22 protein-coding genes and 1 tRNA gene are annotated in these 22887 nt (G+C 58.9%); 11 read left to right on the forward strand and 12 right to left on the reverse strand.

Translation table 11 applies throughout. The annotated features are described in order from the left end of the window. Positions 1 to 10 precede the first annotated feature (10 nt). From accC to Q0899_RS02215, 9 genes are all read right to left on the reverse strand, one after another. Positions 11 to 1354 (reverse strand): acetyl-CoA carboxylase biotin carboxylase subunit, encoded by a 1344-nt coding sequence (gene accC / locus Q0899_RS02175; RefSeq protein WP_298292148.1) that lies wholly within the window; start codon positions 1352 to 1354, stop codon positions 11 to 13. A gap of 3 nt (positions 1355 to 1357) precedes the next feature. Further along, positions 1358 to 1861 (reverse strand): acetyl-CoA carboxylase biotin carboxyl carrier protein, encoded by a 504-nt coding sequence (gene accB / locus Q0899_RS02180; RefSeq protein WP_298293307.1) that lies wholly within the window; start codon positions 1859 to 1861, stop codon positions 1358 to 1360. 114 nt (positions 1862 to 1975) lie between these two features. Then, positions 1976 to 2293, reverse strand: a complete 318-nt coding sequence (locus Q0899_RS02185; protein WP_299190990.1) for a hypothetical protein — start codon at positions 2291 to 2293, stop codon at positions 1976 to 1978. 144 nt (positions 2294 to 2437) lie between these two features. Then, the gene (gene acs, locus Q0899_RS02190) at positions 2438 to 4387 is read right to left on the reverse strand and encodes an acetate--CoA ligase (protein ID WP_299190991.1); all 1950 of its coding nucleotides are present in this window, start codon (positions 4385 to 4387) and stop codon (positions 2438 to 2440) included. 52 nt (positions 4388 to 4439) lie between these two features. Beyond that, the gene (locus Q0899_RS02195) at positions 4440 to 5195 is read right to left on the reverse strand and encodes an ABC transporter ATP-binding protein (RefSeq protein ID WP_298292142.1); all 756 of its coding nucleotides are present in this window, start codon (positions 5193 to 5195) and stop codon (positions 4440 to 4442) included. A 12-nt stretch (positions 5196 to 5207) separates the two neighbouring features. Then, positions 5208 to 5966, reverse strand: coding sequence for an ABC transporter ATP-binding protein (locus Q0899_RS02200; RefSeq protein WP_298292140.1), 759 nt, complete (start codon positions 5964 to 5966; stop codon positions 5208 to 5210). 12 nt (positions 5967 to 5978) lie between these two features. Continuing rightward, complete coding sequence (locus tag Q0899_RS02205; RefSeq protein ID WP_298292138.1) at positions 5979 to 7178, reverse strand: branched-chain amino acid ABC transporter permease; 1200 nt, start codon at positions 7176 to 7178, stop codon at positions 5979 to 5981. A 4-nt stretch (positions 7179 to 7182) separates the two neighbouring features. After that, positions 7183 to 8214, reverse strand: coding sequence for a branched-chain amino acid ABC transporter permease (locus Q0899_RS02210; protein ID WP_298292135.1), 1032 nt, complete (start codon positions 8212 to 8214; stop codon positions 7183 to 7185). A 125-nt stretch (positions 8215 to 8339) separates the two neighbouring features. Next, on the reverse strand, positions 8340 to 9689 hold the full coding sequence (locus Q0899_RS02215; RefSeq protein WP_298292134.1) for a substrate-binding protein: 1350 nt from the start codon (positions 9687 to 9689) through the stop codon (positions 8340 to 8342). Positions 9690 to 9908: 219 nt separating this feature from the next. On the opposite strand from Q0899_RS02215, the gene Q0899_RS02220 reads away from it, so the two are divergent. From Q0899_RS02220 to Q0899_RS02240, 5 genes are all read left to right on the forward strand, one after another. Then, positions 9909 to 11198 carry a helix-turn-helix domain-containing protein gene (locus tag Q0899_RS02220; protein WP_299190992.1) on the forward strand — a complete coding sequence of 430 codons (1290 nt, stop codon included), beginning with the start codon at positions 9909 to 9911 and terminating at the stop codon, positions 11196 to 11198. Positions 11199 to 11291: 93 nt separating this feature from the next. Further along, positions 11292 to 11678, forward strand: coding sequence for a response regulator (locus Q0899_RS02225; protein ID WP_298292131.1), 387 nt, complete (start codon positions 11292 to 11294; stop codon positions 11676 to 11678). Beyond that, positions 11675 to 11935 (forward strand): hypothetical protein, encoded by a 261-nt coding sequence (locus tag Q0899_RS02230; protein ID WP_298292128.1) that lies wholly within the window; start codon positions 11675 to 11677, stop codon positions 11933 to 11935. Before Q0899_RS02225 ends, Q0899_RS02230 begins: the two co-directional genes overlap by 4 nt. A 3-nt stretch (positions 11936 to 11938) precedes the next feature. Further along, positions 11939 to 14602 (forward strand): ATP-binding protein, encoded by a 2664-nt coding sequence (locus Q0899_RS02235; RefSeq protein WP_299190993.1) that lies wholly within the window; start codon positions 11939 to 11941, stop codon positions 14600 to 14602. Positions 14603 to 14731: 129 nt separating this feature from the next. After that, entirely contained in the window at positions 14732 to 15667 is a 936-nt protein-coding gene (locus Q0899_RS02240; RefSeq protein ID WP_299190994.1) for a FliM/FliN family flagellar motor C-terminal domain-containing protein, read from the forward strand. A 99-nt stretch (positions 15668 to 15766) separates the two neighbouring features. Here Q0899_RS02240 and glnA read toward each other — a convergent pair whose 3' ends face one another. Together glnA and Q0899_RS02250 are read right to left on the reverse strand one after the other, a co-directional pair. After that, positions 15767 to 17173: a type I glutamate--ammonia ligase gene (glnA, locus tag Q0899_RS02245; RefSeq protein ID WP_299190995.1), complete on the reverse strand. Its 1407-nt coding sequence runs from the start codon at positions 17171 to 17173 to the stop codon at positions 15767 to 15769. A 35-nt stretch (positions 17174 to 17208) separates the two neighbouring features. Beyond that, the gene (locus Q0899_RS02250; protein WP_298292120.1) at positions 17209 to 17547 is read right to left on the reverse strand and encodes a P-II family nitrogen regulator; all 339 of its coding nucleotides are present in this window, start codon (positions 17545 to 17547) and stop codon (positions 17209 to 17211) included. A 172-nt stretch (positions 17548 to 17719) separates the two neighbouring features. On the opposite strand from Q0899_RS02250, the gene Q0899_RS02255 reads away from it, so the two are divergent. Beyond that, positions 17720 to 18388: an NAD(P)H-hydrate epimerase gene (locus Q0899_RS02255; RefSeq protein ID WP_299190996.1), complete on the forward strand. Its 669-nt coding sequence runs from the start codon at positions 17720 to 17722 to the stop codon at positions 18386 to 18388. Further along, entirely contained in the window at positions 18385 to 19221 is an 837-nt protein-coding gene (locus tag Q0899_RS02260; protein ID WP_298292117.1) for an NAD(P)H-hydrate dehydratase, read from the forward strand. The genes Q0899_RS02255 and Q0899_RS02260 overlap by 4 nt, the downstream gene beginning before the upstream one ends. Here the strand turns inward: Q0899_RS02260 and Q0899_RS02265 are convergent. Beyond that, positions 19218 to 19688 (reverse strand): Hint domain-containing protein, encoded by a 471-nt coding sequence (locus Q0899_RS02265; protein WP_298292115.1) that lies wholly within the window; start codon positions 19686 to 19688, stop codon positions 19218 to 19220. The two genes, Q0899_RS02260 and Q0899_RS02265, sit on opposite strands and share 4 nt — an antisense overlap. 285 nt (positions 19689 to 19973) lie before the next feature. Between Q0899_RS02265 and Q0899_RS02270 the strand changes: the two genes are divergently transcribed. From Q0899_RS02270 to Q0899_RS02285, 4 genes are all read left to right on the forward strand, one after another. After that, a tRNA-Leu gene (locus Q0899_RS02270) sits at positions 19974 to 20058 on the forward strand. Between the two features lie 26 nt (positions 20059 to 20084). Then, positions 20085 to 21422: a trigger factor gene (tig, locus tag Q0899_RS02275; protein ID WP_298292113.1), complete on the forward strand. Its 1338-nt coding sequence runs from the start codon at positions 20085 to 20087 to the stop codon at positions 21420 to 21422. A 163-nt stretch (positions 21423 to 21585) separates the two neighbouring features. After that, positions 21586 to 22185 (forward strand): hypothetical protein, encoded by a 600-nt coding sequence (locus Q0899_RS02280; RefSeq protein WP_298292111.1) that lies wholly within the window; start codon positions 21586 to 21588, stop codon positions 22183 to 22185. Positions 22186 to 22286: 101 nt separating this feature from the next. Beyond that, positions 22287 to 22865, forward strand: a complete 579-nt coding sequence (locus Q0899_RS02285; RefSeq protein ID WP_298358524.1) for a DUF2585 family protein — start codon at positions 22287 to 22289, stop codon at positions 22863 to 22865. Positions 22866 to 22887 lie beyond the last annotated feature (22 nt).

Raw genomic sequence — 22887 nt, forward strand, 5'->3', positions numbered from 1 at the left:
CCGGGCTGGGTCAGGTGTTTTCGTCCAGCCATTTTTCCAACCAATGGATATTGTATTCGCCGGTCAGCACCGCGTCCTCTTCCAGCAGCGCATGGAAGAGCGGCGTCGTGGTGTCGATGCCGTCAACGATCAATTCGCCCAAGGCGCGTTTCAGCCGCGCAAGGGCGGCAGGGCGATCAGGGCCATGCACGATCAGCTTGGCGATCAGCGAGTCGTAATAGGGCGGGATCGAGTAGCCGTCATAAAGCGCGCTGTCCATCCGCACACCCAAACCGCCGGGGGCGTGGTATTGTGTGATTTTTCCGGGGCATGGCGTGAATTGCGGCACCTTCTCGGCGTTAATCCGCACCTCGATGGCGTGGCCGTTGATTTGCAGATCGTCCTGCTCGAACGACATCCCAAGGCCGGCGGCGACGTTGATCTGTTCGCGCACAAGATCGACGCCGAAGATGGCCTCCGTTACGGGGTGTTCGACCTGCAGGCGGGTGTTCATCTCAATGAAATAGAACTCGCCGTCTTCATACAGGAATTCGACCGTGCCGGCGCCAGCGTAGTCAATCGTGGCAACCGCGTCAGCGCAGACTTTGCCGATCTTGGCGCGGGTGGCTTCGTCGATGGCGGGGCCGGGGGCCTCTTCAAAGACCTTCTGGTGGCGACGTTGCAAGGAACAATCGCGTTCCCCCAAGTGAACCGCGCGGCCCTTGCCGTCGCCGAAGACCTGAATTTCGATGTGACGCGGGCGACCGAGATATTTCTCGATATAGACCTCGTCATTGCCGAAGTTCGATTTGCCTTCAGAGCGCGCGGTGCGGAACGCGTTTTCCATCTCTGCCGCCGAATTGGCGAGCTTCATGCCTTTGCCGCCGCCGCCTGCCGTGGCCTTGATGATGACCGGATATCCGATCTCTTCACCGACCTTCAGAGCGGCTTCCAGGTCAGGCACACCCCCGTCAGAGCCGGGCACGCAAGGCACCCCCAACTTTTTCATCGTGTCCTTGGCGGTGATCTTGTCACCCATGACGCGGATATGCTCGGCTGTGGGGCCGATGAAGGTGATGCCGTGATCTTGCAGGGCTTGCACGAAATTCGCGTTCTCGGACAGGAACCCGTAGCCGGGGTGAATGGCTTCTGCCCCAGTGATCTCGGCGGCCGAAATAATGGCCGCCACGTTCAGATAGCTTTGCGTGCCGGGGGCGGGGCCGATGCAGATGGCTTCATCGGCCATACGCACATGCATGGCGTCAGCGTCAGCGGTCGAATGAACGGCGACCGAACCGATGCCCATTTCCCGCGCTGCGCGGATAACGCGAAGGGCGATCTCGCCCCTGTTGGCGATCAGGATTTTGTTGAACATGGCTTATTCGATAATCATCAGGGGAGCGCCGAATTCGACCGGAGAGCCGTCTTCGACAAGAATGCGCTTCACCGTGCCCGATTTCGGCGCGGGGATTTGGTTCATCGTTTTCATCGCCTCGATGATCAGGATGGTTTGACCCTCTTTGACCTTGTCGCCTTGGCTGACGAAGGCGGGCGTGCCGGGCTCTGCCTGCAGGTAGCAGGTGCCGACCATTGGCGAAGTTACCGCGCCGGGGTGTTGTGCCGGATCATCCGTGTCGGATGCTGCAGCGGGCGCAGCTGTGGGCACCGCGGCAGGAGCCGCTGCTGGGGCAGGCGCAGCCGCCGCGGGCGCAGCCGCTGCCACCATTTGAACGGCTTGCCCACCTTTGGACACCCGGACATCAAGGCTGTCATCTGACGCGTATTCGCGCTTCACGCGCAATTCGGTCAGGTCATTTTCGTTTAGAAGCTCTGCAAGTGCCTTGATGAAGGCGACGTCGGTGTCGTGTGGCGTCTTTGCCATCAGGGAATACTCCTCACCCTTTTCGCGCCCCGGCTGACCGGGATCTGTCATTGCAACGCTTATAGGCCAAGCGCGGCAGGGTGAAAAGTGAGCATTGTCGGATTTACATCTGGCCTAAGGTTGCGGCGTCTCGATGGGTTCAGCCGCATTGGCATGATAGATGCTTTCCGGCTGCGCATCTGGAATCGAATCTGGCACCGCAACTGACAATTCTGCGCGCTTCGGGACCTCCAGTGGAGGCCTTTCCTCGTTGGGGAGGTCGGCCCCATTTGCGTTGGATTTTTGGGTCACGGCTAGCGTGGTCAATTGGTCGCCCGAAGTCACTTCCGCGGACACGGGCGATGTCTGGGCGTCGGCAGTTTCCGCAACGCCGTAGCGCGGCGTGTGGGTGGCTATGTTGTGGGCGGCGCCTATCAGTTGGTTGGTGAGCATTGTAAATAACCCCTAGAAACAAGGCCCCCACCGGAGCCGAGATTCTCGTCCAGAGGTTATCAAATGGTTAAGGCGTCAGGCTTGGATGGCAGCAGTTTTCTTAAAATGACGCGGCAAGTTTGACCGCGCCAGCCTGTTGCCCGGCTATGCTCGGTTCATTCGGTTGTCGATAAGGTCGTCGACCACCGAGGGATCTGCCAATGTAGAGGTATCCCCAAGCGCGCCGTAATCATTCTCAGCAATTTTGCGAAGAATACGGCGCATAATCTTGCCAGACCTGGTCTTGGGCAGGCCAGGCGCCCACTGTATCAGGTCGGGCTTGGCGATAGGGCCGATATCCTTGCGGACCCAGACTTCCAACTCCTTGCGCAACTCCTCGGAAGGAACTTCGCCGCTCATCAGAGTAACGTATGCATAGATGCCCTGGCCCTTGATATCGTGCGGGTAGCCGACCACCGCAGACTCAGAGACTTTGGGGTGCGCGACCAGCGAGGATTCGACCTCGGCCGTGCCCATCCGGTGCCCTGACACGTTGATAACATCGTCGACCCGGCCCGTGATCCAGTAATACCCGTCGGCGTCGCGTTTGCAGCCGTCACCGGTGAAGTAGTAGCCCTTGTAGTCGTCGAAATAGGTTTTCATGAAGCGGTCATGGTCGCCAAAGACGGTGCGCATCTGCGCGGGCCAGCTGTCTTTGATGCAAAGCACACCTTCGGCCTCCATGGATGTGATTTCTTCGCCAGAGGTGGGTTCCAGGATCACGGGCTCGATGCCGAAGAACGGGGTGGTGGCGGAGCCGGGCTTGGTGGTGGTGGCCCCGGGCAGGGGCGTCAAAAGGTGGCCGCCGGTTTCCGTCTGCCACCATGTATCGACGATCGGGCAAGTGCCTTTGCCAACCACGTCATTGTACCAGTTCCAGGCTTCGGGATTGATAGGCTCGCCCACGGTGCCCAGGACCTTGATGGAGGACAGGTCGTAAGGTTCGACAAAGCTGTCACCCTGACCCATCAGCGCGCGGATGGCGGTGGGGGCGGTGTAGAATTGGTTGACCTTGTGCTTTTCGCAGACGGCCCAGAACCGACCTGCGTCGGGGTAGGTGGGCACGCCCTCGAACATCAGCGTGGTCGCGCCGTTGGCCAAGGGCCCGTAGACGATGTAGCTATGGCCGGTGACCCAGCCCACATCCGCGGTGCACCAGAAGACGTCGCCGTCATGGTAGTCGAACGTGTATTGATGCGTCATCGACGCGTAGACGATGTAGCCGCCGGTGGTGTGGACCACGCCTTTGGGCATGCCGGTTGATCCAGATGTGTAGAGGATGAACAGCGGGTCCTCGGCCCCCATTTCCTCGGGCGGGCAGTCGGCGGGGACGGTGGCCTCCATCTCGTGCAGCCAGTGGTCGCGGCCTTTGGTCATGGGGACGTCGCCACCAGTGCGGCGGACGACTAGCATTTGGGCGTCATGGGTCACGCCCTCGAACGCCTTGTCGCAATTGACCTTGAGCGGGGTGTTCTTGCCGCCGCGCGGGGCCTCGTCTGCCGTGATAACCACCTTCGCCTCGGACCCGTTCACACGGGCTGCCAAAGCGTCGGCGGAGAAACCCGCGAAGACGATGGAATGGATAGCCCCGATCCGCGTGCAGGCGAGCATTGCAACGGCGGCCTCGGGGATCATCGGCATGTAGATGACCGCGCGGTCGCCTTTGCCCACGCCCATGGCTTTCAGCACGTTGGCAAATTTGCAGGTGCGGGCGTGCAGCTCGTTATAGGTGATGTGCAGCGCGTCGTCGGTGGGGCTGTCGGGCTCCCAGATGATGGCGGTCTGATCGCCGCGGGTCGCCAGATGGCGGTCGATGCAGTTGGCAGAGACGTTGAGCGTGCCGTCTTCGTACCATTTTATATCGACCTTGCCGTGCTCGTAAGTAGAGTCTTTGACTTTCGTATACGGCGTCATCCAGTCGATGCGCTTGCCATGCTCGCCCCAGAACGCCACCGGGTCCGCGATGCTGTCTGCATACATCTTGTCATAGGTTGCCTTGTCGGCATGCGCGTTCGCCGCAAATTCTTTCGAAGGTGCGTAGGTCTTGTCGGTCATGTCAGTCCCTCGGGATTTTATAGGTCTTTTGGGTAGGTTAGGGCAGGGCGCGCTAGATCGCCAGATACTCCGCCCTGAGTTTTTCGTCGTCCAGAACCTCTTGGGCCGAGCCGTCATAGACGACGGAGCCGGTATCGAGGATCACCGCCCGGTCGGCAAGCTTGAGCGCGGCGACGGCGTTCTGTTCAACGATGATGGTGGTGATGCCTTGGTCACGAATGATACCAAGCGTCTTGGCAATCTCTTGCACGATAACCGGTGCGAGGCCTTCATAAGGCTCGTCGAGAAGCAGCACTTTAATGTCCCGACAAAGCGCGCGCGCGATTGCCAACATCTGTTGTTCGCCGCCCGATAGGGTAGAGCCGTCTTGCTTGCGACGCTCTTCGAGGCGCGGAAACAGCTCGTAGACGCGCTCCAGCGACCAGCCGATTGGCGGCGCAATTTGTGCAAGCTTCAGGTTTTCCTCAACAGTCAGGCCTTGGATGATGCGACGATCTTCCGGCACCAACGCAATGCCCGCTTGTGCGGCCTGAAAGGATTTCATCTTGTGCAGCGGTTCGTGATCCAGCCAGATCTCGCCATGGTTGACCTGTGGGTCGTCCATCCGCGCAATCGCGCGGAGGGTAGACGTTTTGCCCGCCCCGTTGCGGCCCAGAAGGGCGAGGATTTCGCCCTCATGCACGTTGAAGCTGATGCCTTGTACGATGAAGCTTTCGCCGTAGTAGGCCTCGACATCCCACAAGCTTAGAAAGGCCGGTTGGGTGGCCGCGTTGTTGGCGTTCTTGTTGAAGTCGGGTTTGACGGTCATCAGAGCGCCTCCTTAAACCTGAGCTTCACCGAGATACGCTTCGCGTACCTTCGGGTGGCCCTTGATATTTTCCGGCGTGTCTTCGACCAGCGGCGTGCCTTGGGCCAGCACGGTGATCCGCTCTGCCATCGAGAAGACGACGTGCATGTCATGCTCGATGATCGCCATGGTGATGTCGCGCTTTTCCTTGATCTCTTTCAGCAGGTCGATCGTGTTGTTCGTGTCGGCCCGCGCCATGCCCGCTGTTGGCTCGTCCAGAAGCAGCAGCTTGGGTTCCTGCACCAGACACATCGCCATTTCCAGCCGCCGCTTGTCACCGCGCGACAGCGAGGCCGCGTGCATGTGGCTTTTCTCCAGCATGTTGACGTCGTCGAGGATTTGCTCGGCTTGGGTGGTGATGTCGCTTTGGCCGCGCAGGGTGGCGAAGGCGTTCATCTTGAAGGCCCCGTCGCGGTGCGCAAAGCAGGGGATCATGATGTTTTCCAGCACGGTGAGATCGGCAAAGATTTCGGGCGTTTGAAACACGCGGGAGACCCCCATCTGGTTGATCTCATGCGGTTTGCGGCCCAGAAGGCTTTGGCCTTGGAAAGTCACCGACCCTGTGTCGGGGATCAGCTTGCCGACGAGGCAGTTGAGCAGCGTGGATTTGCCCGCCCCGTTCGGCCCGATGATGGCGTGGACGGTGTTTTCCTCGATGCTGAGGTTGACGTCGCCCAGCGCCTGCAACCCGCCGAAGCGTTTGCCGACATTTTTGATCTCTAGGATACCCATGTCTGATGCTCCTTATTCTGCAGGTGTCTTGGCGCCGTCAGCGGGCGTGTCTTCGGTTTTCTTGCGCGAGAAAATCGACCTGATGCGCTGCCCGCCTTCAACCAGCCCGCCGGGCAGGAAGATGATGACCAGCATGAACACCACGCCAAGCGTCAGGTGCCAGCCCTTGCCGATGAAGGGGTAGACCAACGTAACGAACACGTCCTGCATCCCATCGGGCATGAAGGCGAACCACTGCTCCAAGATCGCTTTGTTGATTTTGGAGACGATGTTTTCCATGTATTTGATCGCGCCTGCGCCCAGCACCGGACCGATCATCGTGCCTGCACCACCCAGAATGGTCATGATGACCACCTCGCCTGAGGCCGTCCAGAACATCCGCTCCGCACCGGCCAGCGGGTCCATTGCCACCATCAAGCCGCCTGCGAGACCGGCATACATGCCGGAGATCACGAAGGCCGCCAACGTGTAGGGGCGCGAGTTCAACCCGGTGTAGTTCAAACGCGTCTGGTTGGTCTTGATCGCCCGCAGCATCAGCCCGAAAGGCGACTGAAAGATGCGGATAGAGGCGTAGAAGGCCAACACCATGATTAGGGCGCAGAAATAGTAGCCCACGTTGAAGCTGAAGGACCAGCTGCCCAGGACCAGCTCATAGGTGCTGCGCATCTCCAACCCGAAGAAGCCGGGGACAGGGATGTTGCCGTCAACTGCGCCTGCACCAAAGATGCGCGGATCGCTCAAAGACAGCGTTAACCCGGTTTCGCCGCCCGTGATGGGCGTCAGCACGGAGGCCGCCAGCGAGAACATCATCTGCGCAAAAGCCAGCGTCAGGATAGAGAAGTAGATGCCCGACCGGCGCAGGCACACGAAGCCGATGATCACCGACAAGAGCCCTGCCACCACGACGGAGGCCATGATTGCCGGGATGATGTTCATGCCCAGAAGCTTGAACATCCAGACCCCCGCGTAGGAGCCCACACCCAGGAAGGCGGCGTGGCCGAAGCTGAGATAGCCGGTGAGGCCGAACAGGATGTTGAACCCGATGGCGAAGATGCCAAAGATGACGAAGCGTTGCATCAGGTCAGGATAGCCCGCGTTGAACTGCGCCATGGCGCTGTCCGTGGGGAAGGGGTTCATCAAGAAGGGCGCGAAGGCGACCAAAAAGACGACGAAGAAAAGAAGCCGGGTGTTCTTTGCGCTTAGGCCTAACATACGCTTAGTCCTCCATCACGCCGCGCTTACCCAGAAGGCCGCGTGGACGGGTTAGTAGAATTACGATGGCTGCCAGATAGATGACGACCTGGTTGATGCCGGGCAGGAACTCGATCACCTCGCGCATGGAGGCAAAGCTCTGCAGGATGCCTAGGACGAAGCCTGCCAACACCGCTCCGGGGAGCGATCCCATGCCGCCCACAACCACCACCACGAAGGATATCACGAGGAAGTCCATGCCCATATGGTAATTGGGTGAGTTGATGGGGGTGTACATCACCCCGGCCAACCCCGCGACCACCGCCGCGAGCCCGAACATCATGGTGAAGCGCTTGTCGATGTCGATGCCCAACAGGCCCACGGTTTCGCGGTCGGCCATCCCGGCGCGCACTACCATCCCGAAGGTGGTGAATTGCAGGAAGGCAAACACCCCCGCGATGATGAAGGCCGCGAAGCCGAAATACACCAAGCGCCAGTAGGGGTAGATGATCCGGTTCGGCTCAAACCCGAGCAGAACACCGAAATCAAAGCTGCCCTTGAACGCGTCTGGGGCAGGGGCCGGGATTGGGTTGGCGCCAAAGTAGTATTTGATGATCTCTTGCAGCACGATGGCCAGCCCGAAGGTCACCAGAATTTGGTCCGCATGGGGGCGCTTGTAGAAGTGCTTGATCAGCCCGCGCTCCATCACGATGCCAATGACCAGCATGACGGGAATGGCGAAAAGAATGGCAAGGGGGACGGACCAGTCGATGATTGTAGCGGCCGCACTTTCGCCAAGCCAGTCCTGAATATAGGGCACCTGCACCTTCAGCGGGTTGCCCAGAAAGTCTTTTTGGGTGTCGTCAATGACGGTGTGGCTGAGCGTCAGGATGCGTTGCAGCGTCACGGTGCAGAACGCCCCGATCATGAACAGCGCGCCATGCGCAAAATTGACCACGCCGAGCGTGCCGAAGATCAGCGTCAGGCCAAGGGCAATCAACGCATATGCGGAGCCCCCGTCTAATCCACTGAGAAGTTGAAGAACAATTGCTTCCATCTTGCCGACCCCAAAGATGTGACGCGTCCGTGGCTCTGGAAGAGCAGGGTATTCGCGTAGTCCGGATGAAGTTTAAGGTGTGCAGCCCCCTGCGAGAGGGGGCCGCACGTCGTGAGTGGTGCCTCTTAGGCGCCTGGGTTGCAGGTGCCCAGCTCGCCGCCAAAGATGGAGGCATCGTAGGTGACCTGCGCCGCAGGTGTGACTTCCACGATTTCGAGAAGGTCGAACTCGGATGTCGGGTTCTCTTTACCCTTCACAACCAGCACGTCTTTGAAGCACTGGTGGTCCTCGGCGCGGTACAGCGTCTTGCCGTTGCCCATGCCGTCGAACTCGAAGCCTTCCAAGGCTTCTGCAATGCCGCATGGGTTGAACGTGCCAGCACGCTCAGCAGCATCCGCATAGAGCAGCGTTTGCACGTAGCATGTGTGCGCCGCCTGCGAGGGTGGGAAGCCGTACTTTTCGCCGAAGGACTTAACGAACGCTTTGGAGCCTTCGTCTGTCAGCGACCAGTGCCAGTTGGTGGACCCGAAGATGCCCTTAACGTTTTCGCCAGCACCCTTCGCCATCAGGCGGGAGTAGAGCGGAACGATGATCTCGAAGTTCTTGCCGTTGGCTTGCGCTTCACGCAGGCCGAACTGAACTGCCGAGGTCAGGGAGTTCACCATGTTGCCGCCGTAGTGGTTCAGAACCAGAACGTCAGCGCCGGACTGCAGCACGGGTGCCACGTAGTCTTTGAAGTCGGTCTGTGCTAGCGGTGTCTTAACAGCTGCAACAGTTTCCCAACCCATGGCTTCTGTGGACGTCCGAACGGCTTCCTCAGTTGTGTAGCCCCAGTTGTAGTCGGCCGTCAGGTGGTAAGCTTTACGGTCTTTGCCGTAGTTGTCACCCAAGATCGGCGCGAGCGCCGCACCGGACATGTAGGAGTTGAAGAAGTGACGGAAACCGTTGGCCTTCTTGTCCTTACCTGTCGTGTCGTTGGAGTGGGTCAGGCCCGCCATGAAGATGATACCAGCTTCTTGGCAAAGCGCTTGCACAGCAACAGCCACACCGGAGGACGAGCCGCCAGTGATCATGATTGCGCCGTCTTTTTCGATCATCGACTTCGCGGATGCGCGTGCGGCATCAGGCTTGGTCTGCGTATCGCCTGTGACGTACTCGACTTTTTTGCCGAGGATGCCGGCGCCGGTCAGGGCTTTCGATGAGAACGTGCTCATCATGCCGCCGTCGCCGCCACCGTTCAGGTGCTCAACCGCAAGCTCATATGCGCGCAGCTCGTCAGCGCCCTCATCAGCGTAGGGGCCAGACTGTGGCACGTTGAAGCCCAGAGTAACGGTGTCACCCTGTGGCGCGTTCAGATAGCCTGCGTGGCCATCGGCCCAGGATGGGCTGAAAAACTGTGGTGCGGCCAGTGCGGCGCCGCCGGCAACGGCAGACGTCTTCAGCAGCCCACGGCGTGTGAAGTTAGACTTGGACATTAATATCCTCCCTAGGTGGTTTTGGGGGTGGACCTCCTCAGGACACCCCCGCCTCGATTTTTCGAGATGCGCTACTATCGCGGCAGATTAGCAAAACTGGCAACAAAGCACTGGATTATCGCATTTTTTCTGTAAATTTATGGACTTTGCGGGCGCAGAAATAGTAAAGTAATTTTCTAAGCGCCGCAGCGGGGGCGGGAATTTAGGTTAGGAATCAACATGTCGCGCGCAATTTTGACAGGCAGCCGAATTCGCGATCGCAGGCTGTCGGTAGGCATGAAACAGGCTGATCTCGCCGCGAAGGCCGGGATTTCGGCCAGCTATCTCAACCTGATCGAGCATAACCGCCGCAGAATCGGGGGCAAACTGTTGGTCCAGATAGCGTCCACGCTTGACACGGAGCCGACGACCCTGAGCCAAGGGGCGGACAGCGCAATGCTAGAGGCCCTAGAAGCGGTCGCAGAGCAGGCAGGCGACGTTAGGGTGGAGGCAGACCGCGTCGAAGAACTGGTTGGCCGGTTTCCGGGGTGGGCCGCGAAACTGGCGGAGCAGGGTGACCGCATTGAGGCCTTGGAGCAGACGTTAAGGGGGTTAAATGACCGGCTGACCCATGACCCTGTCCTGTCGGAAAAAATGCACGAAGTGTTAGGCGCGGTTGCCGCCATCAGGTCTACATCCTCCATCCTGGTGGAAACACCAAATATCGACGCGGACTGGCGGGCCCGGTTTCATGCCAATATCGACACAGAAAGCCGCCGCCTGGCTGAGACCTCGGCAGCTATGGCAGCACATTTTGATCGGCTGACGCGCGATGACGCCGGTTTTACGACCCCTCTAGAAGCGATCTCGGCCTTTTTCGAGCGGCGCGGATTTCATGTTGAAGAAATTGAGCAGAAAGGGGCGGCGGCAATCGAGCCCTTGATCCGCGCCGCGTCCGAGATCTCCGGGACCTCTGCGCGGCAAATGGCGCGGGCAGTCCTGTCGCTCTATGCTGACGACGCCCGCGCCTTGCCATTGAAGGCATTCGCGGAAGCCGCCGCATACCTGAACTATGACCCTGCTGCGCTTGCTCAACGGTACGGCGTTGATTTGCAATCGGTATTTCGAAGGTTAGCAACCTTGCCACGCCAACCTGATGCGCCCGAGATCGGGTTGGTGACCTGCGATGCGGCAGGCGCCATCTTGTTGCGCAAACCGCCCGCCGGGTTTTCGCTGCCGCGCTTTGGGGCCGCGTGTCCGCTTTGGCCGCTCTTTGCGGCGTTGCGCACTCCGGGCCTGCCGACGCGTCAGGTGGTGCAAAGCAGCGAGGGGGCTTCTTTCATCGCATATAGCGTTGCGGGGCCGGTGTCCCAATCCAACTTCGACGCGGTGCCCGTGATCCGCGCGGCCATGCTGTTGGTTGCCACCGAAGAAGAGCCGGCTGCGCCCATTGGCTCCACCTGCCGGGTCTGCCCACGCCGCAATTGCCAAGCGCGGCGCGAGCCATCAATCTTGTCACGCAAAGCCTAAGGCTTTTGACAGCGCGGCGTTTCTGGTCATTACTGTTTTGCAACCTTTGCCGGCCCGTCTGATTGCGGGCCACTCTTGGGGAGGAGAGGCAAAATGGGAAATTCTGTTCTTCTTATAGAAGATGAACCCAATATCATCGAGGCTATCAGCTTTTTGCTGGAACGCGACGGCTGGACGGTGCGTCTGCACACGCAGGGGGAAGGCGCGGTTGAGGCGGTAACGACCGCCGATCCGGATGTGGTGGTCTTGGACGTCATGCTGCCGGGGCGGAGCGGTTTCGACATATTGCGCGAGCTGCGCCAAGGCGCGGCCCGCGCTGATCTGCCAGTCCTGATGCTCACCGCGCGCGGGCAGACAAAGGATCGCGAGCTGGCAGAAAGCTACGGCGTCAGCTGCTTCATGACCAAGCCATTCTCCAACGCGGAGATGTTGCAAACGGTGCGCGACCTGGCCGAAGGCCGTGACCCATCCGCCGCATGAAAGACGGGCCGGCATCCAACCGCAAGCCACCAGAGTTTCTGGAGCAGAGCGTCTACCGCAGGCGCAGGTTGATCGACGCAATAAAGTTGTTGCCTGTCCTCGGCGGATGCCTGTTTCTGCTGCCGGCATTGATCCTCGGGGACGGGGCCGGGTCGACGGCCATGCGATTGGTCTATTTCTTCTTTACTTGGGTGGTGTTGATCATGATTTGCGCCGTTTTGGTGCGGGCGTTGTCACGTAGCGATGAGGAGGGGTAACGCATGGTGACCTTCAACATCCTGGTGGCCGTTGCTCTGGTCTACGTTGCTGCCCTGTTTGCGATTGCCTTTTATGCGGATCGCAGCGCCGAGCGGGGTGGGACCAAATGGCTGCGCTCTCCGCTGACCTACACCCTGTCGCTGAGCGTCTACTGCACGGCATGGACGTTTTATGGTGCGGTTGGCAACGCGGCGCGCTCAGGGTTGGAGTACCTCACCATCTACCTGGGCCCCACGCTGGTCTTTCTTGGCTTCTGGGTTCTGCTGCGCAAATTGGTGCGCATTGGCCGCGCTGAACGGATCACCTCAATTGCGGACCTTATCTCGTCGCGCTACGGCAAATCCGGTGCGCTTGCGGTGTTGGTGACATGCCTCGCGGTCACCGGAACGACCCCCTATATCGCACTTCAGCTGCAATCCGTGACGCTCAGCTTTGCGGCCTTCGTACCGGAAGGCGGCAGCACCGACCTGAACGCAACGGCGCTTTGGGTCGCCGCAGGGCTGGCAATTTTCACCATCCTTTTCGGCACCAGAAATCTGGATGCGAACGAGCGCCATCATGGCGTGGTCACCGCCATTGCGGTCGAGGCAATTGTAAAGCTGATTGCCTTGCTTGCCGTGGGTATCTTCGTGGTCTGGGGCGTCTCCGGCGGGCTGTCTGACACGTTGCAAATCATCGAGGCCAGCCCCGTCGCCGAATGGCGCCCCGACGCGGGGCGTTGGATCGGCATGACCTTCCTGTCCGCGGCCGCCATCATCTGCCTGCCGCGCATGTTTCAGGTCATGGTCGTCGAGAACGAGGATGAGCGCCACCTGACCATCGCCAGCTGGGCCTTCCCGCTCTACCTCATGGCGATGAGCCTGTTCGTCCTGCCCATCGCCGTCGTGGGCCTTGCGGTGCTGCCGGACGGCGCGAACCCCGACCTTTTCGTGCTAACCCTGCCACTGGCGCTGGATCAGGAATTGCTTGCCATGTTGGCGTTTTTGGGCGGGTTTTCCTCGGCGACCTCGATGGTGATCGTGGCGGCGATTGCGCTTAGCACGATGGTGTCAAACCACATCGTGCTGCCAATCTGGCTGTCCCTGCAAGGGCCCAAAGCCAGCATTTCGGGCGATGTGCGCGACGTCATGATCTTGTCGCGCCGCATCTCCATCGGGGCGGTTCTGGCGTTGGGCTACGCGTATTTCAGAATTACCGGCGGCACGGCGGCGCTGTCGTCCATCGGGTTGGTCAGTTTCGCGGGTGTGGCCCAGATTGTGCCGGCGTTGCTGGGAGCGATATATTGGCGCGGTGCCACCCGGCGTGGGGCGCTGGGCGGGTTGGTCGTGGGTTTTGTCGTATGGGGCTACACGTTGTTTGTGCCGGCGATCGGCTTGTTGCCTGATACCATCATGCAAGACGGGCTGTTTGGGCTCGACTGGTTGCGTCCGCAGGCGCTGTTCGGGTTGGCGGGGCTTGATCCGCTGGTGCATTCCATATTCTGGTCAATCGCGTTGAACTCGGTGGTGTTTCTGGCGCTGTCTTTGATCACCTTCCCCAGTCCCATTGAGCGGCTGCAAGGGTCGGCCTTTGTCAACGTTTTCAACCGCGGCGAAAGTGGCGCTGGGTATCTGGGCGGCGTTGCGGAAAGCGAAGATCTGCTGGTCATGGCGCAGCGGTTGCTGGGCCCGCGTGAAGCGCAAACCCTGTTCCAGAAAAGCGCCGAGTTGCAGGGCAAAACTGGCTATCTTCCTGACCCGACCCCTGAGTTTGTTTCCACGCTCGAACGCGAGCTGGCAGGTTCGGTGGGCGCGGCAACCGCTCATGCGATGGTCCGCCAGATTGACGGAAACGCGGCGGTGTCGGTTCAGGACCTTTTGGCCGTGGCCGACGAATCTGCGCAGATGCTGGAATATTCCAGTCAGCTGGAGGACAAATCCCGCGAGCTCGAACAAACCGCGCGTCAGCTACGAGACGCCAATGAAAAGCTGACTGCATTGTCCGTCCAGAAAGACGCATTTCTCAGTCAGGTCAGCCATGAGCTGCGCACCCCGATGACCTCGATCCGTTCCTTCTCGGAGTTCCTGATGGAAGAGGGGATGAAATCCGCGGATAGGGTGCGCTATTCCAAGATTATTCATGACGAGAGCATTCGCCTGACGCGGTTGTTGGACGACCTTCTGGACCTCAGCTTTCTGGAAAGCGGGCAGGTGGTTTTGAATGATCAGCTGGCGTCGTTGCAAGACATACTGGACCGCGCGCTGTCCTCGGCTGGGGCCGTAAAAGACGGGATGGCGGTCAAACGCACGCAGGCCGACGAACAGGTTACGCTGCGGACCGACACGGACAGGCTCAGTCAGGTGTTTATCAATCTTATCTCCAATGCGCAGAAATACTGTGATGCGGCGTCTCCAAGCCTGACCATATCGGTCTCGCAGAAGCCGGATCAGGTCGAGATTGATTTCGTCGACAACGGCACCGGCATCCCCCGCGACCAGCAATCGATTATTTTTGAGAAATTTGCGCGACTTAGCGACCATTCCTCAGCCGGCAGCGCCGGCCTGGGATTGGCCATTTGCCGAGAGGTCATGTCTAGGTTGGGCGGTACGATAACCTATCTGCCGGGGCAAGGCGGCGCTGCATTCCGCGTCAGCCTCCCAATTGAGCGGCTCGCGGCGGCGGCATAACCAATTGTAAACCAATCTGGGCGATGTTGGCCGGGACCAAAGCGACAGAAAACACCCAGAATTTTGAGCAGCACCGGCGACATCCTCCGCAAGAAAATGCGACCACGCGCGGGCGTGGTGGGGCCATGCTTGGCTTGGTGGCAAGGGGATGTTGACCGCGTTGTGCGAAAAGCCTGCAAACAGCAGTTTGACCTCGATGTGAAACTGTCCGGCCTAGTGGGCAGGCAGGCGCATGCCCCTGCGGCGCTAGATGAAATGCCCAAAATTGCGTTGCCTTTTCTTCTCCGAAAGGCGGGTGGTGAGGCCGCTCTTTTTGTGTTGGACGGTACCTTGATTGATGGTCTGATCGAACAGCAAATCCTGGGGAAAGTCATGCCCATGGAACGCATTGACCGTCCGGTCACAAAGATTGATGCGGGGTTGAGCGAAGGGTTCGTCGTGGCCGCAATCGCCGCGATCTGCGCGGAGGCGCATGGTCAGCTGGCCGGTTTGTCGGTCGCAGGTCCCGAACAGGATCGCGCCGCGCTACGTTTGGCCTTGGGGGAAGGGGCCTACGATATCCTAAGCGCCGAAATGGACATGGGGCCGGGCGTAAAGACAGGCCGGTTCGAGATATGGGTGCCAGCCGCGGCGGTTGAAACCAAGCCGAAGGCCAAAGGGGAGCGGAATGCCGATATGGTCGCCATGCTGCAGGATTGCGAGGTCGAACTGACCGCCTATCTGCACGGATGCGCGCCCACGGGCAAGGAGTTGATGTCGCTGGATGTCGGCAGCGTTTTGTCATTGCCGAAGGCCGCGCTAACCGATGTTGAGCTCACCGATTGCAGCGGGCAGGTCTTTGGCAAAGGCCGGCTTGGTCAGCTTGACGGCGCGCGCGCGGTGCGGCTGACCTCGTTAAGCCACGCGCCCGCCTCTTTGCCCCCTGCGCCGCAGCCGGCGTCAATTGCGTTGGTGGAAACCGCCGCACTGGCCGCCACGGACCAAGGCCGTGTTGCGCCCGAAAAGACTGATGCCGCGCCAACAGAGCGTGCAGCCGCAATCGTTGACGAAAGCGCGGCAAGCTGACCCCAAGCCTGGCGATTGGCGGGGATCGGGCCAATTCAAAGGGGCGGACAAAAAAAGGCGCCCCGAAGGAGCGCCTCTTTCCGAAATTTTTTGGACCGCTTAGCAGCTGTAATACATTTTGTATTCCATTGGGTGCGGCGTGTGCTCGTAGGCGTAAACCTCTTCCCACTTCAGATCCATGTAGCCTTCCAGCTGCGACTTGGTGAACACGTCACCCGCTGTCAGGAACTCGTGGTCAGCTTCCAAGGCTTCCAGAGCTTCGCGCAATGAGCCACAGACCGTTGGGATCTCTGCCAGCTCTTCTGGCGGCAGGTCGTACAGGTCCTTGTCGGAGGATGGGCCCGGGTCGATCTTGTTCTTGATACCGTCAAGGCCAGCCATCAGCAGGGCTGCGAAGCACAGGTACGGGTTGGCAGCTGGATCGGGGAAGCGGGCTTCCACGCGCTTGGCCTTGGGGTTCTCGGCCCATGGGATACGGACACACCCAGACCGGTTACGTGCCGAGTAAGCACGCAAGACCGGAGCTTCAAAGCCCGGGATCAGGCGTTTGTAGCTGTTGGTCGATGGGTTGGTGATCGCGTTCAACGCTTTGGCGTGCTTCAGGATGCCGCCGATGAAATACAGCGCTTCCTGAGACAGGTCGGCGTATTTGTCGCCAGCAAACAAAGGCTTGCCGTCTTTGAAGATCGACATGTTCACGTGCATGCCGGTGCCGTTGTCACCTGCGATGGGCTTCGGCATAAAGGTCGCCGATTTGCCGTAGGCGTGCGCCACGTTGTGGATCACGTATTTGTATTTCTGCAGCTCGTCCGCCTGATGGGTCAGTGAGCCGAAGATCAGGCCCAGCTCGTGCTGGCAAGACGCCACTTCGTGGTGGTGCTTGTCGACCCTCATGCCGATGTTTTTCATCGTAGACAGCATTTCAGAGCGCAGGTCTTGCGCCGCGTCCGTTGGGTTCACAGGGAAGTAGCCGCCCTTGATGCCGGGACGGTGGCCCATGTTGCCCATTTCGTATTCGGCGTCGGTGTTCCAGGACGCGTCTTGTGCGTCGACCTCGTAGGACACTTTGTTCATCTCGACCGAGAAGCGCACGTCGTCAAACAGGAAGAATTCAGCCTCAGGGCCGAAGTAAGACACATCGCCAATACCTGTGGATTTCAGGTAGGCTTCGGCGCGTTCCGCAGTGCCGCGTGGGTCGCGGTCGTAGCTTTCGCCAGTGTCAGGCTCGACCACGGTGCAGTGCACGCAGAGCGTTTTTTCGGCGTAGAACGGGTCCACATAAGCCGAGGACGGATCCGGCATCAGTTTCATGTCGGACTGGTCGATGGATTTCCAACCCGCGATGGACGAGCCGTCAAACATGAAGCCCTCTTCCAGGAAGTCTTCGTCGACCTGGTCGGCCATGACTGTTACGTGCTGCAGCTTGCCGCGTGGGTCTGTAAAGCGGATGTCCACGTACTCGACGCTTTCGTCCTTCATGGTCTTAAGCATATCCTTGGCGCTCATGTGACCTGATCCTCTCTGTTAACTGATGGGTTGGATTACAATGCGTCCTCACCGGCTTCACCGGTGCGGATGCGAATGGCTTGTTCGATGCTGGAGACGAAGATTTTGCCGTCGCCGATCTTGTCCGTTTTGGCGGCACCTATGATCGCCTCAATGGCGCCGTCCACCAGATCGTCGGCCAAAACGACCTCGATCTTCACCTTGGGCAGGAAGTCCACAACATATTCGGCGCCGCGGTACAGCTCGGTATGGCCCTTTTGGCGGCCAAAGCCTTTGACCTCGGTCACGCTCAGACCTTGCACGCCCAGCTCCTGCAGGGCCTCTTTCACCTCGTCCAGTTTGAACGGCTTGATGATGGCTTCGATTTTCTTCATCGCGAGCGACTCCCTTTGCTTTGCTGCGTGAGACCACTTCTCTTTCCCCGCCACAATTGCCAAGCTGGGGCCAAAGAGGTGCAGGGCATGGATTGAAACCCTGTTTGCCTAAAATTTAGGCATGTAGCCTGCAAATGCATCTAAATGGAATCGCGAGCCAATGACAGAGCCGATGACAATCTCCTCCGCCGAAATGCGGGCCTTGGAACAGGCCGCAATCGACAGCGGCAAAGTCACGGGGCTGGAGCTGATGGAGCGTGCCGGCCAAGGCGTGGTGGATGCGATTTTTGAGGAATGGCCGGAGTTAGGAACAGTCACGAAATATGCCACGGTCCTTTGCGGCCCCGGCAATAATGGTGGCGACGGCTTTGTCATCGCTAGACGGTTGGCTGAACGGGGCTGGGCCGTAGAAATGCCCTATCTTGGCGACCCGATGCGATATTCGCCAGATGCGGCGAAGATGTTTTCTTTGGTGCCAAACACGGTATTAGCAGTCCAAGTAACGGCCGATGAAGCACCGGCCATTGGCTCTGCTATTTTCGAAACAGAGACAGTTCTGGTCATTGACGCTGTTTTTGGGATCGGTCTGTCCCGCGCATTAGATCGCGACTATGCTGGGCTGCTTTGTTCCGATCTTGCAATGTATTACATGGCAGATCTTGGCGTGAAATGTGTTGCTGTCGATATCCCATCGGGGCTGTCATCTGACCACGGGCAACCTTTAGGAAACGCCTTCAGGGCCCATTTGACAGTTACGTTTCATAGCTTGAAGCCCGGTCACGTTCTACGGTTTGGACCGGAATATTGTGGCAAAACCGTAGTCAAGGATATCGGCCTGTGACCAGCCTCGTACTCTCCGCCACACAAATTGACGCGCTCCGGAAGCATCCGCACCAGCACAAGTACGATCACGGGCACCTGTTGGTCCTGTCTGGCCCGCGCCATCAGACCGGCGCGGCACGGCTCGCCGCCATATCCGCGCTTAGAGCAGGCGCGGGGCTGGTGACCATGGGCGCAACCGAACGCACTTTGCCGGAACTGGCGGCGCATTGCACCGAAGTGATGCTGGCGCAGATAGAGACCGGGGCTGCGCTCTCTGCCATGCTGGATGCGGACCAGCGCGTCAACGCGCTGTGCATCGGGCCGGGGCTGCGGGTGGATCGCCATGGTGGTGATCTGGTGATGCACGCGCTGCAAAGCAAAAGGCCCTGTGTGCTGGATGCGGATGCATTGACGCTCATCGCTCAGAATGATGCTCTACGATCCGACGTCCACGACACATGTGTACTCACTCCGCATATGGGCGAGTTCAAGCGGCTTTTCCCCGACATCAACATCGACGACAAAGCCAAGGCGGCTCAAACGGCTGCGGACCAAATCGGCAGCGTGATCCTGCTCAAAGGGTCGCAAACCGTCATAGCAATGCCCGGCGGCAAACCCGCCACATTAGACAGCTCCAAAATGAAAAACGCCCCCTGGCTGGCGACAGCGGGGGCGGGGGATGTGTTGGCGGGTATCATTGCGGGCTTGTTGGCTCGGGGGATAGAACCGGTGGAGGCGGCGCAAATTGGCGCCGTGCTGCATCTTCACGCAGCAGGCGCCAAAGGGCCGGGGCTGGTAGCAGGTGATCTGCCGTACCTGCTACCAAAGGCCTTGCAAGACTTGGGCGTTTAGGCCGCGTCTGCAAAATCCAAGGTGTCGACCGAGGCAACGGTCAGTTTGGACACGATCTCGACTCCATCGGCGTAGAACACTTCCTCGCCGTCGAAGCGCAGCTCGTAGACGGAATGGTCCGACACGGCGTCTTCTTCCGAGATGTATTTGCCATCGACCATGCGGGCAATCGGGATGATCACCGCGTCGCGGCCAAACAGAACCTCAGCGCGCCAGTCGCGGACCATGACTTCCTGATCAGGGGCAACTTTCATTTCTGACGTTGGGCGGGAATAGCCCAAAGTGCCTCTGCCAACTGTGATGGCGCGGAATGTGTGAGTGGTGACGGACAGTTCGCGCAAAACGCGCAGGCCGTTGCGGGTGATGATGCGCTCGCCGGCTTCCAGCTCGGCGATTGGCTTGTAGCCTGACATCGTCAGAACGTTGCAGTTGCCAAGAAGGCCGGTGATTTTTGCAGCGTTGTTCATTTCGTTTCCCCCACCGTGAGTTTTGAGCGTGTTGGCAGACATCGTCTCTCTCCGGTTTAATATTTCGATAAGGATTGATCGCCGCCAATTGGGGCACAAAAGGGGCGGACCTGTGCCCCAATGCGGGCGATGTCAGGATCATTTCGGGGCCAAACCGGGCAAAATCAGGCGATAGGGCGGGAATACCTTACCATCTGGGGCGATTTTTGCCTCGCATCCCCGCATGACCTTTGCTAATGACACGCCAACTCAGCCGCAGGTTCGCTTGCGGCTGTGAAAGTTTTTGCGGGTGTGGCGGAATTGGTAGACGCACCAGATTTAGGTTCTGGCGCCGCAAGGCGTGGGGGTTCAAGTCCCTTCACCCGCACCATGACTATATATAAGGACGGACATGACATGACGGTCACTGAGACCCTGAACGAAGGCCTCAAGCGCGGCTATACCATCGACATCCCAGCCGCAGATCTGGATGCCAAGGTGAATGAAAAGCTGCTTGAAGCGCAGCCCGACGTTGAAATGAAGGGCTTCCGCAAAGGCAAAGTCCCGATGGCGCTGCTGAAAAAGCAGTTTGGCGACCGTGTGATGGGCGAAGCCCTGCAGGAAACAATCGACGGTGCCATGTCCAAGCATTTCGAAGAATCCGGCGACCGCCCCGCGATGCAGCCTGAGATGAAGATGGAAGGCGAAGACTGGAAGCCAGGCGACGACGTCAAAGTGAACGTGTCCTACGAGACTTTGCCTGAGATTCCCGACGTGGACATGAAGAAGATCAAGCTGGAACGCATGGTCGTCAAAGCCGACAAGAAAGACGTCGACGAAGCGCTGTCCAACCTGGCCGAATCCGCGCAAAACTTCGAAGACCGCAAAAAGGGCTCAAAGTCGAAAGACGGCGACCAGGTGGTCATTGATTTCCTTGGCAAAGTTGACGGCGAGGCCTTTGACGGTGGTGCTGCGGAAGACTACCCGCTGGTGCTTGGGTCCAACTCCTTTATCCCCGGTTTCGAAGAGCAGCTGGTTGGCGCCAAAGCCGGCGATGATGTAGAAGTTAAGGTCGACTTCCCCGCTGAATACCAAGCCGAGCATCTGGCGGGCAAAGCTGCCGTGTTCGAATGCAAGATCAAAGCGGTCAAAGAACCAAAAGCCGCCAAGCTGGATGACGAGCTGGCCAAGCAGTTCGGCGCCGAGGATCTGAAAGCGCTGACCGCACAGGTCGAAGAGCGCCTAGAGGCCGAATACACAGGTGCATCGCGCGCTGTGATGAAGCGTAAATTGCTTGATGAGCTGGATAAGTTGGTAAAATTTGAATTGCCTCCGTCGCTTGTTGATGCGGAAGCCGGTCAAATTGCGCACCAGCTGTGGCATGAAGAAAACCCTGAAGTGGAAGGCCACGACCACCCAGAGATCGAAACCACTGACGAGCATAAAACGCTTGCTGAGCGCCGCGTGCGTTTGGGCCTGTTGCTGGCCGAGCTTGGTCAGAAAAACGAGATCGAAGTGACCGACGCCGAGATGACCCAAGCGATCATGAACCAAGCGCGTCAATACCGTGGGCAAGAGCGTGAATTCTTTGAATTCGTTCAAAAAAATCAGCAAATGCAGCAACAAATGCGCGCGCCGATTTTTGAAGACAAAGTCGTCGACTTCGTGTTCGAGCTTGCTGAAGTGAAAGACAAAACCGTTAAGAAAGCGGACCTTGAAAAAGCTGTTGAAGCACTGGACGACGACGCGGCATAAGCGCGCTTTCAACTGCAATTACGATCTAGGCCGGTCCCAGCGGATCGGCCTTTTTTGTTGCCTCATGCGCGCGATGCGTCACTGAATGAGCATGACCTTGCTGAAATTCTGCCCCAATTCCTGGTCAACATGCCTTTAACGAGAACACGTTAAGGGTTGGGATATGGCACTCGCTGACTACGGATTTGATGCAACTTTTGAGGCTTCTGAAAACGAAAGCCCGATTGTTTTGTCGTTGGACGAAAGCACCACGCGTACCGGTTATGCGGTGCGGGCATCTCAGGCGGCCGCGGGGCTCAAGGCGCGCTATAGCCGCATCATTCTGTCAGCAGCTATGTCGGGGACCGGTCTGTTTCTCATGATCGCTGGCGGTTCCATCGTCGCCGATGGGGCGAAGGGCGCATGGCTTTTGACCCCGATCGCGATCTACCTCTTTCTGGCGGGCCTTGTCTGGTTGTCGGCGCTGCTGCGTCGCCCGCAGGAGCTGAACGTTGACCACAAAGGGCGTTGTTTCCATCTGATCAAGCGCGGGCTGCGCGGGGCGGAAGTCGGGCGTCAGACCATCCGGTTTGAAGAGGTGGTGAAAATTTCGCTGATTGACCATCTGGCTTCGCTCGACATGCGGGCAAGCGCGATGAATTGGGACATGGGCCGCATTGACGTCACTTGGCGTCAGAACACGGTGACCCCCATGATCACAGGCGATGTCGCCGAGCTGGAGCCGCTGCTACGCCGTTTGCGCCGCGAAGTGGGTATGGCGTAAGTCACACGGCCTCATCGCATGTTACTGGGCCCGCCTGACAAGGCGGGTTTTTTGTTCCATAAACGCTCAGGCACCATGTTAACCCGTTGCGGATCTGCATTATGACGATGAAACGACTGAATATTCTGGCAGTGTTCGGCGTATTCCTCATCGCAGCCACACTATACCTTTGGGGGCAGCCGCCCATTTGCACCTGTGGAGAGGTGAAGCTGTGGATCGGCTCCATTTTCGATAGCGGAAATTCCCAACATATCGCGGACTGGTATACTTTGAGCCATATCCTGCACGGTGTGCTGATCGCGCTGGGTGGGCGTCTGCTGTTCCCGCGCGTCCGGTTTGAGACGCTATTTTTGGTGGCAATTGTGACCGGCGTCGGCTGGGAAATCGTCGAGCATACCGAATTTGTCCTTGGCGCATTTCGCGCCACGACAGTCAATCAAGGCTATTATGGTGACAGCATCCTGAACGCCGTCGCGGATTACATCTGGATGATGGGCGGATTTTTCGCGGCCTCAGCGATGCGCACGCTCTATGTGGTGATCGCCGTCGCGGTGCTGGAATTGTCAGCCGCCTTCATTGCGCGCGACAGTCTCACGCTCAGCACGCTAATGCTGCTCTTCCCGGTCGATGCGGTGGAAACCTGGCAGCAAGAGCTGAACCCGAACAAGCCAAGTTCCTGACGCAAAAAGAAAAAGGCCGCCC

The sequence above is a fragment of the uncultured Litoreibacter sp. genome, from assembly GCF_947501785.1.
Classification (GTDB): Bacteria; Pseudomonadota; Alphaproteobacteria; order Rhodobacterales; family Rhodobacteraceae; genus Litoreibacter.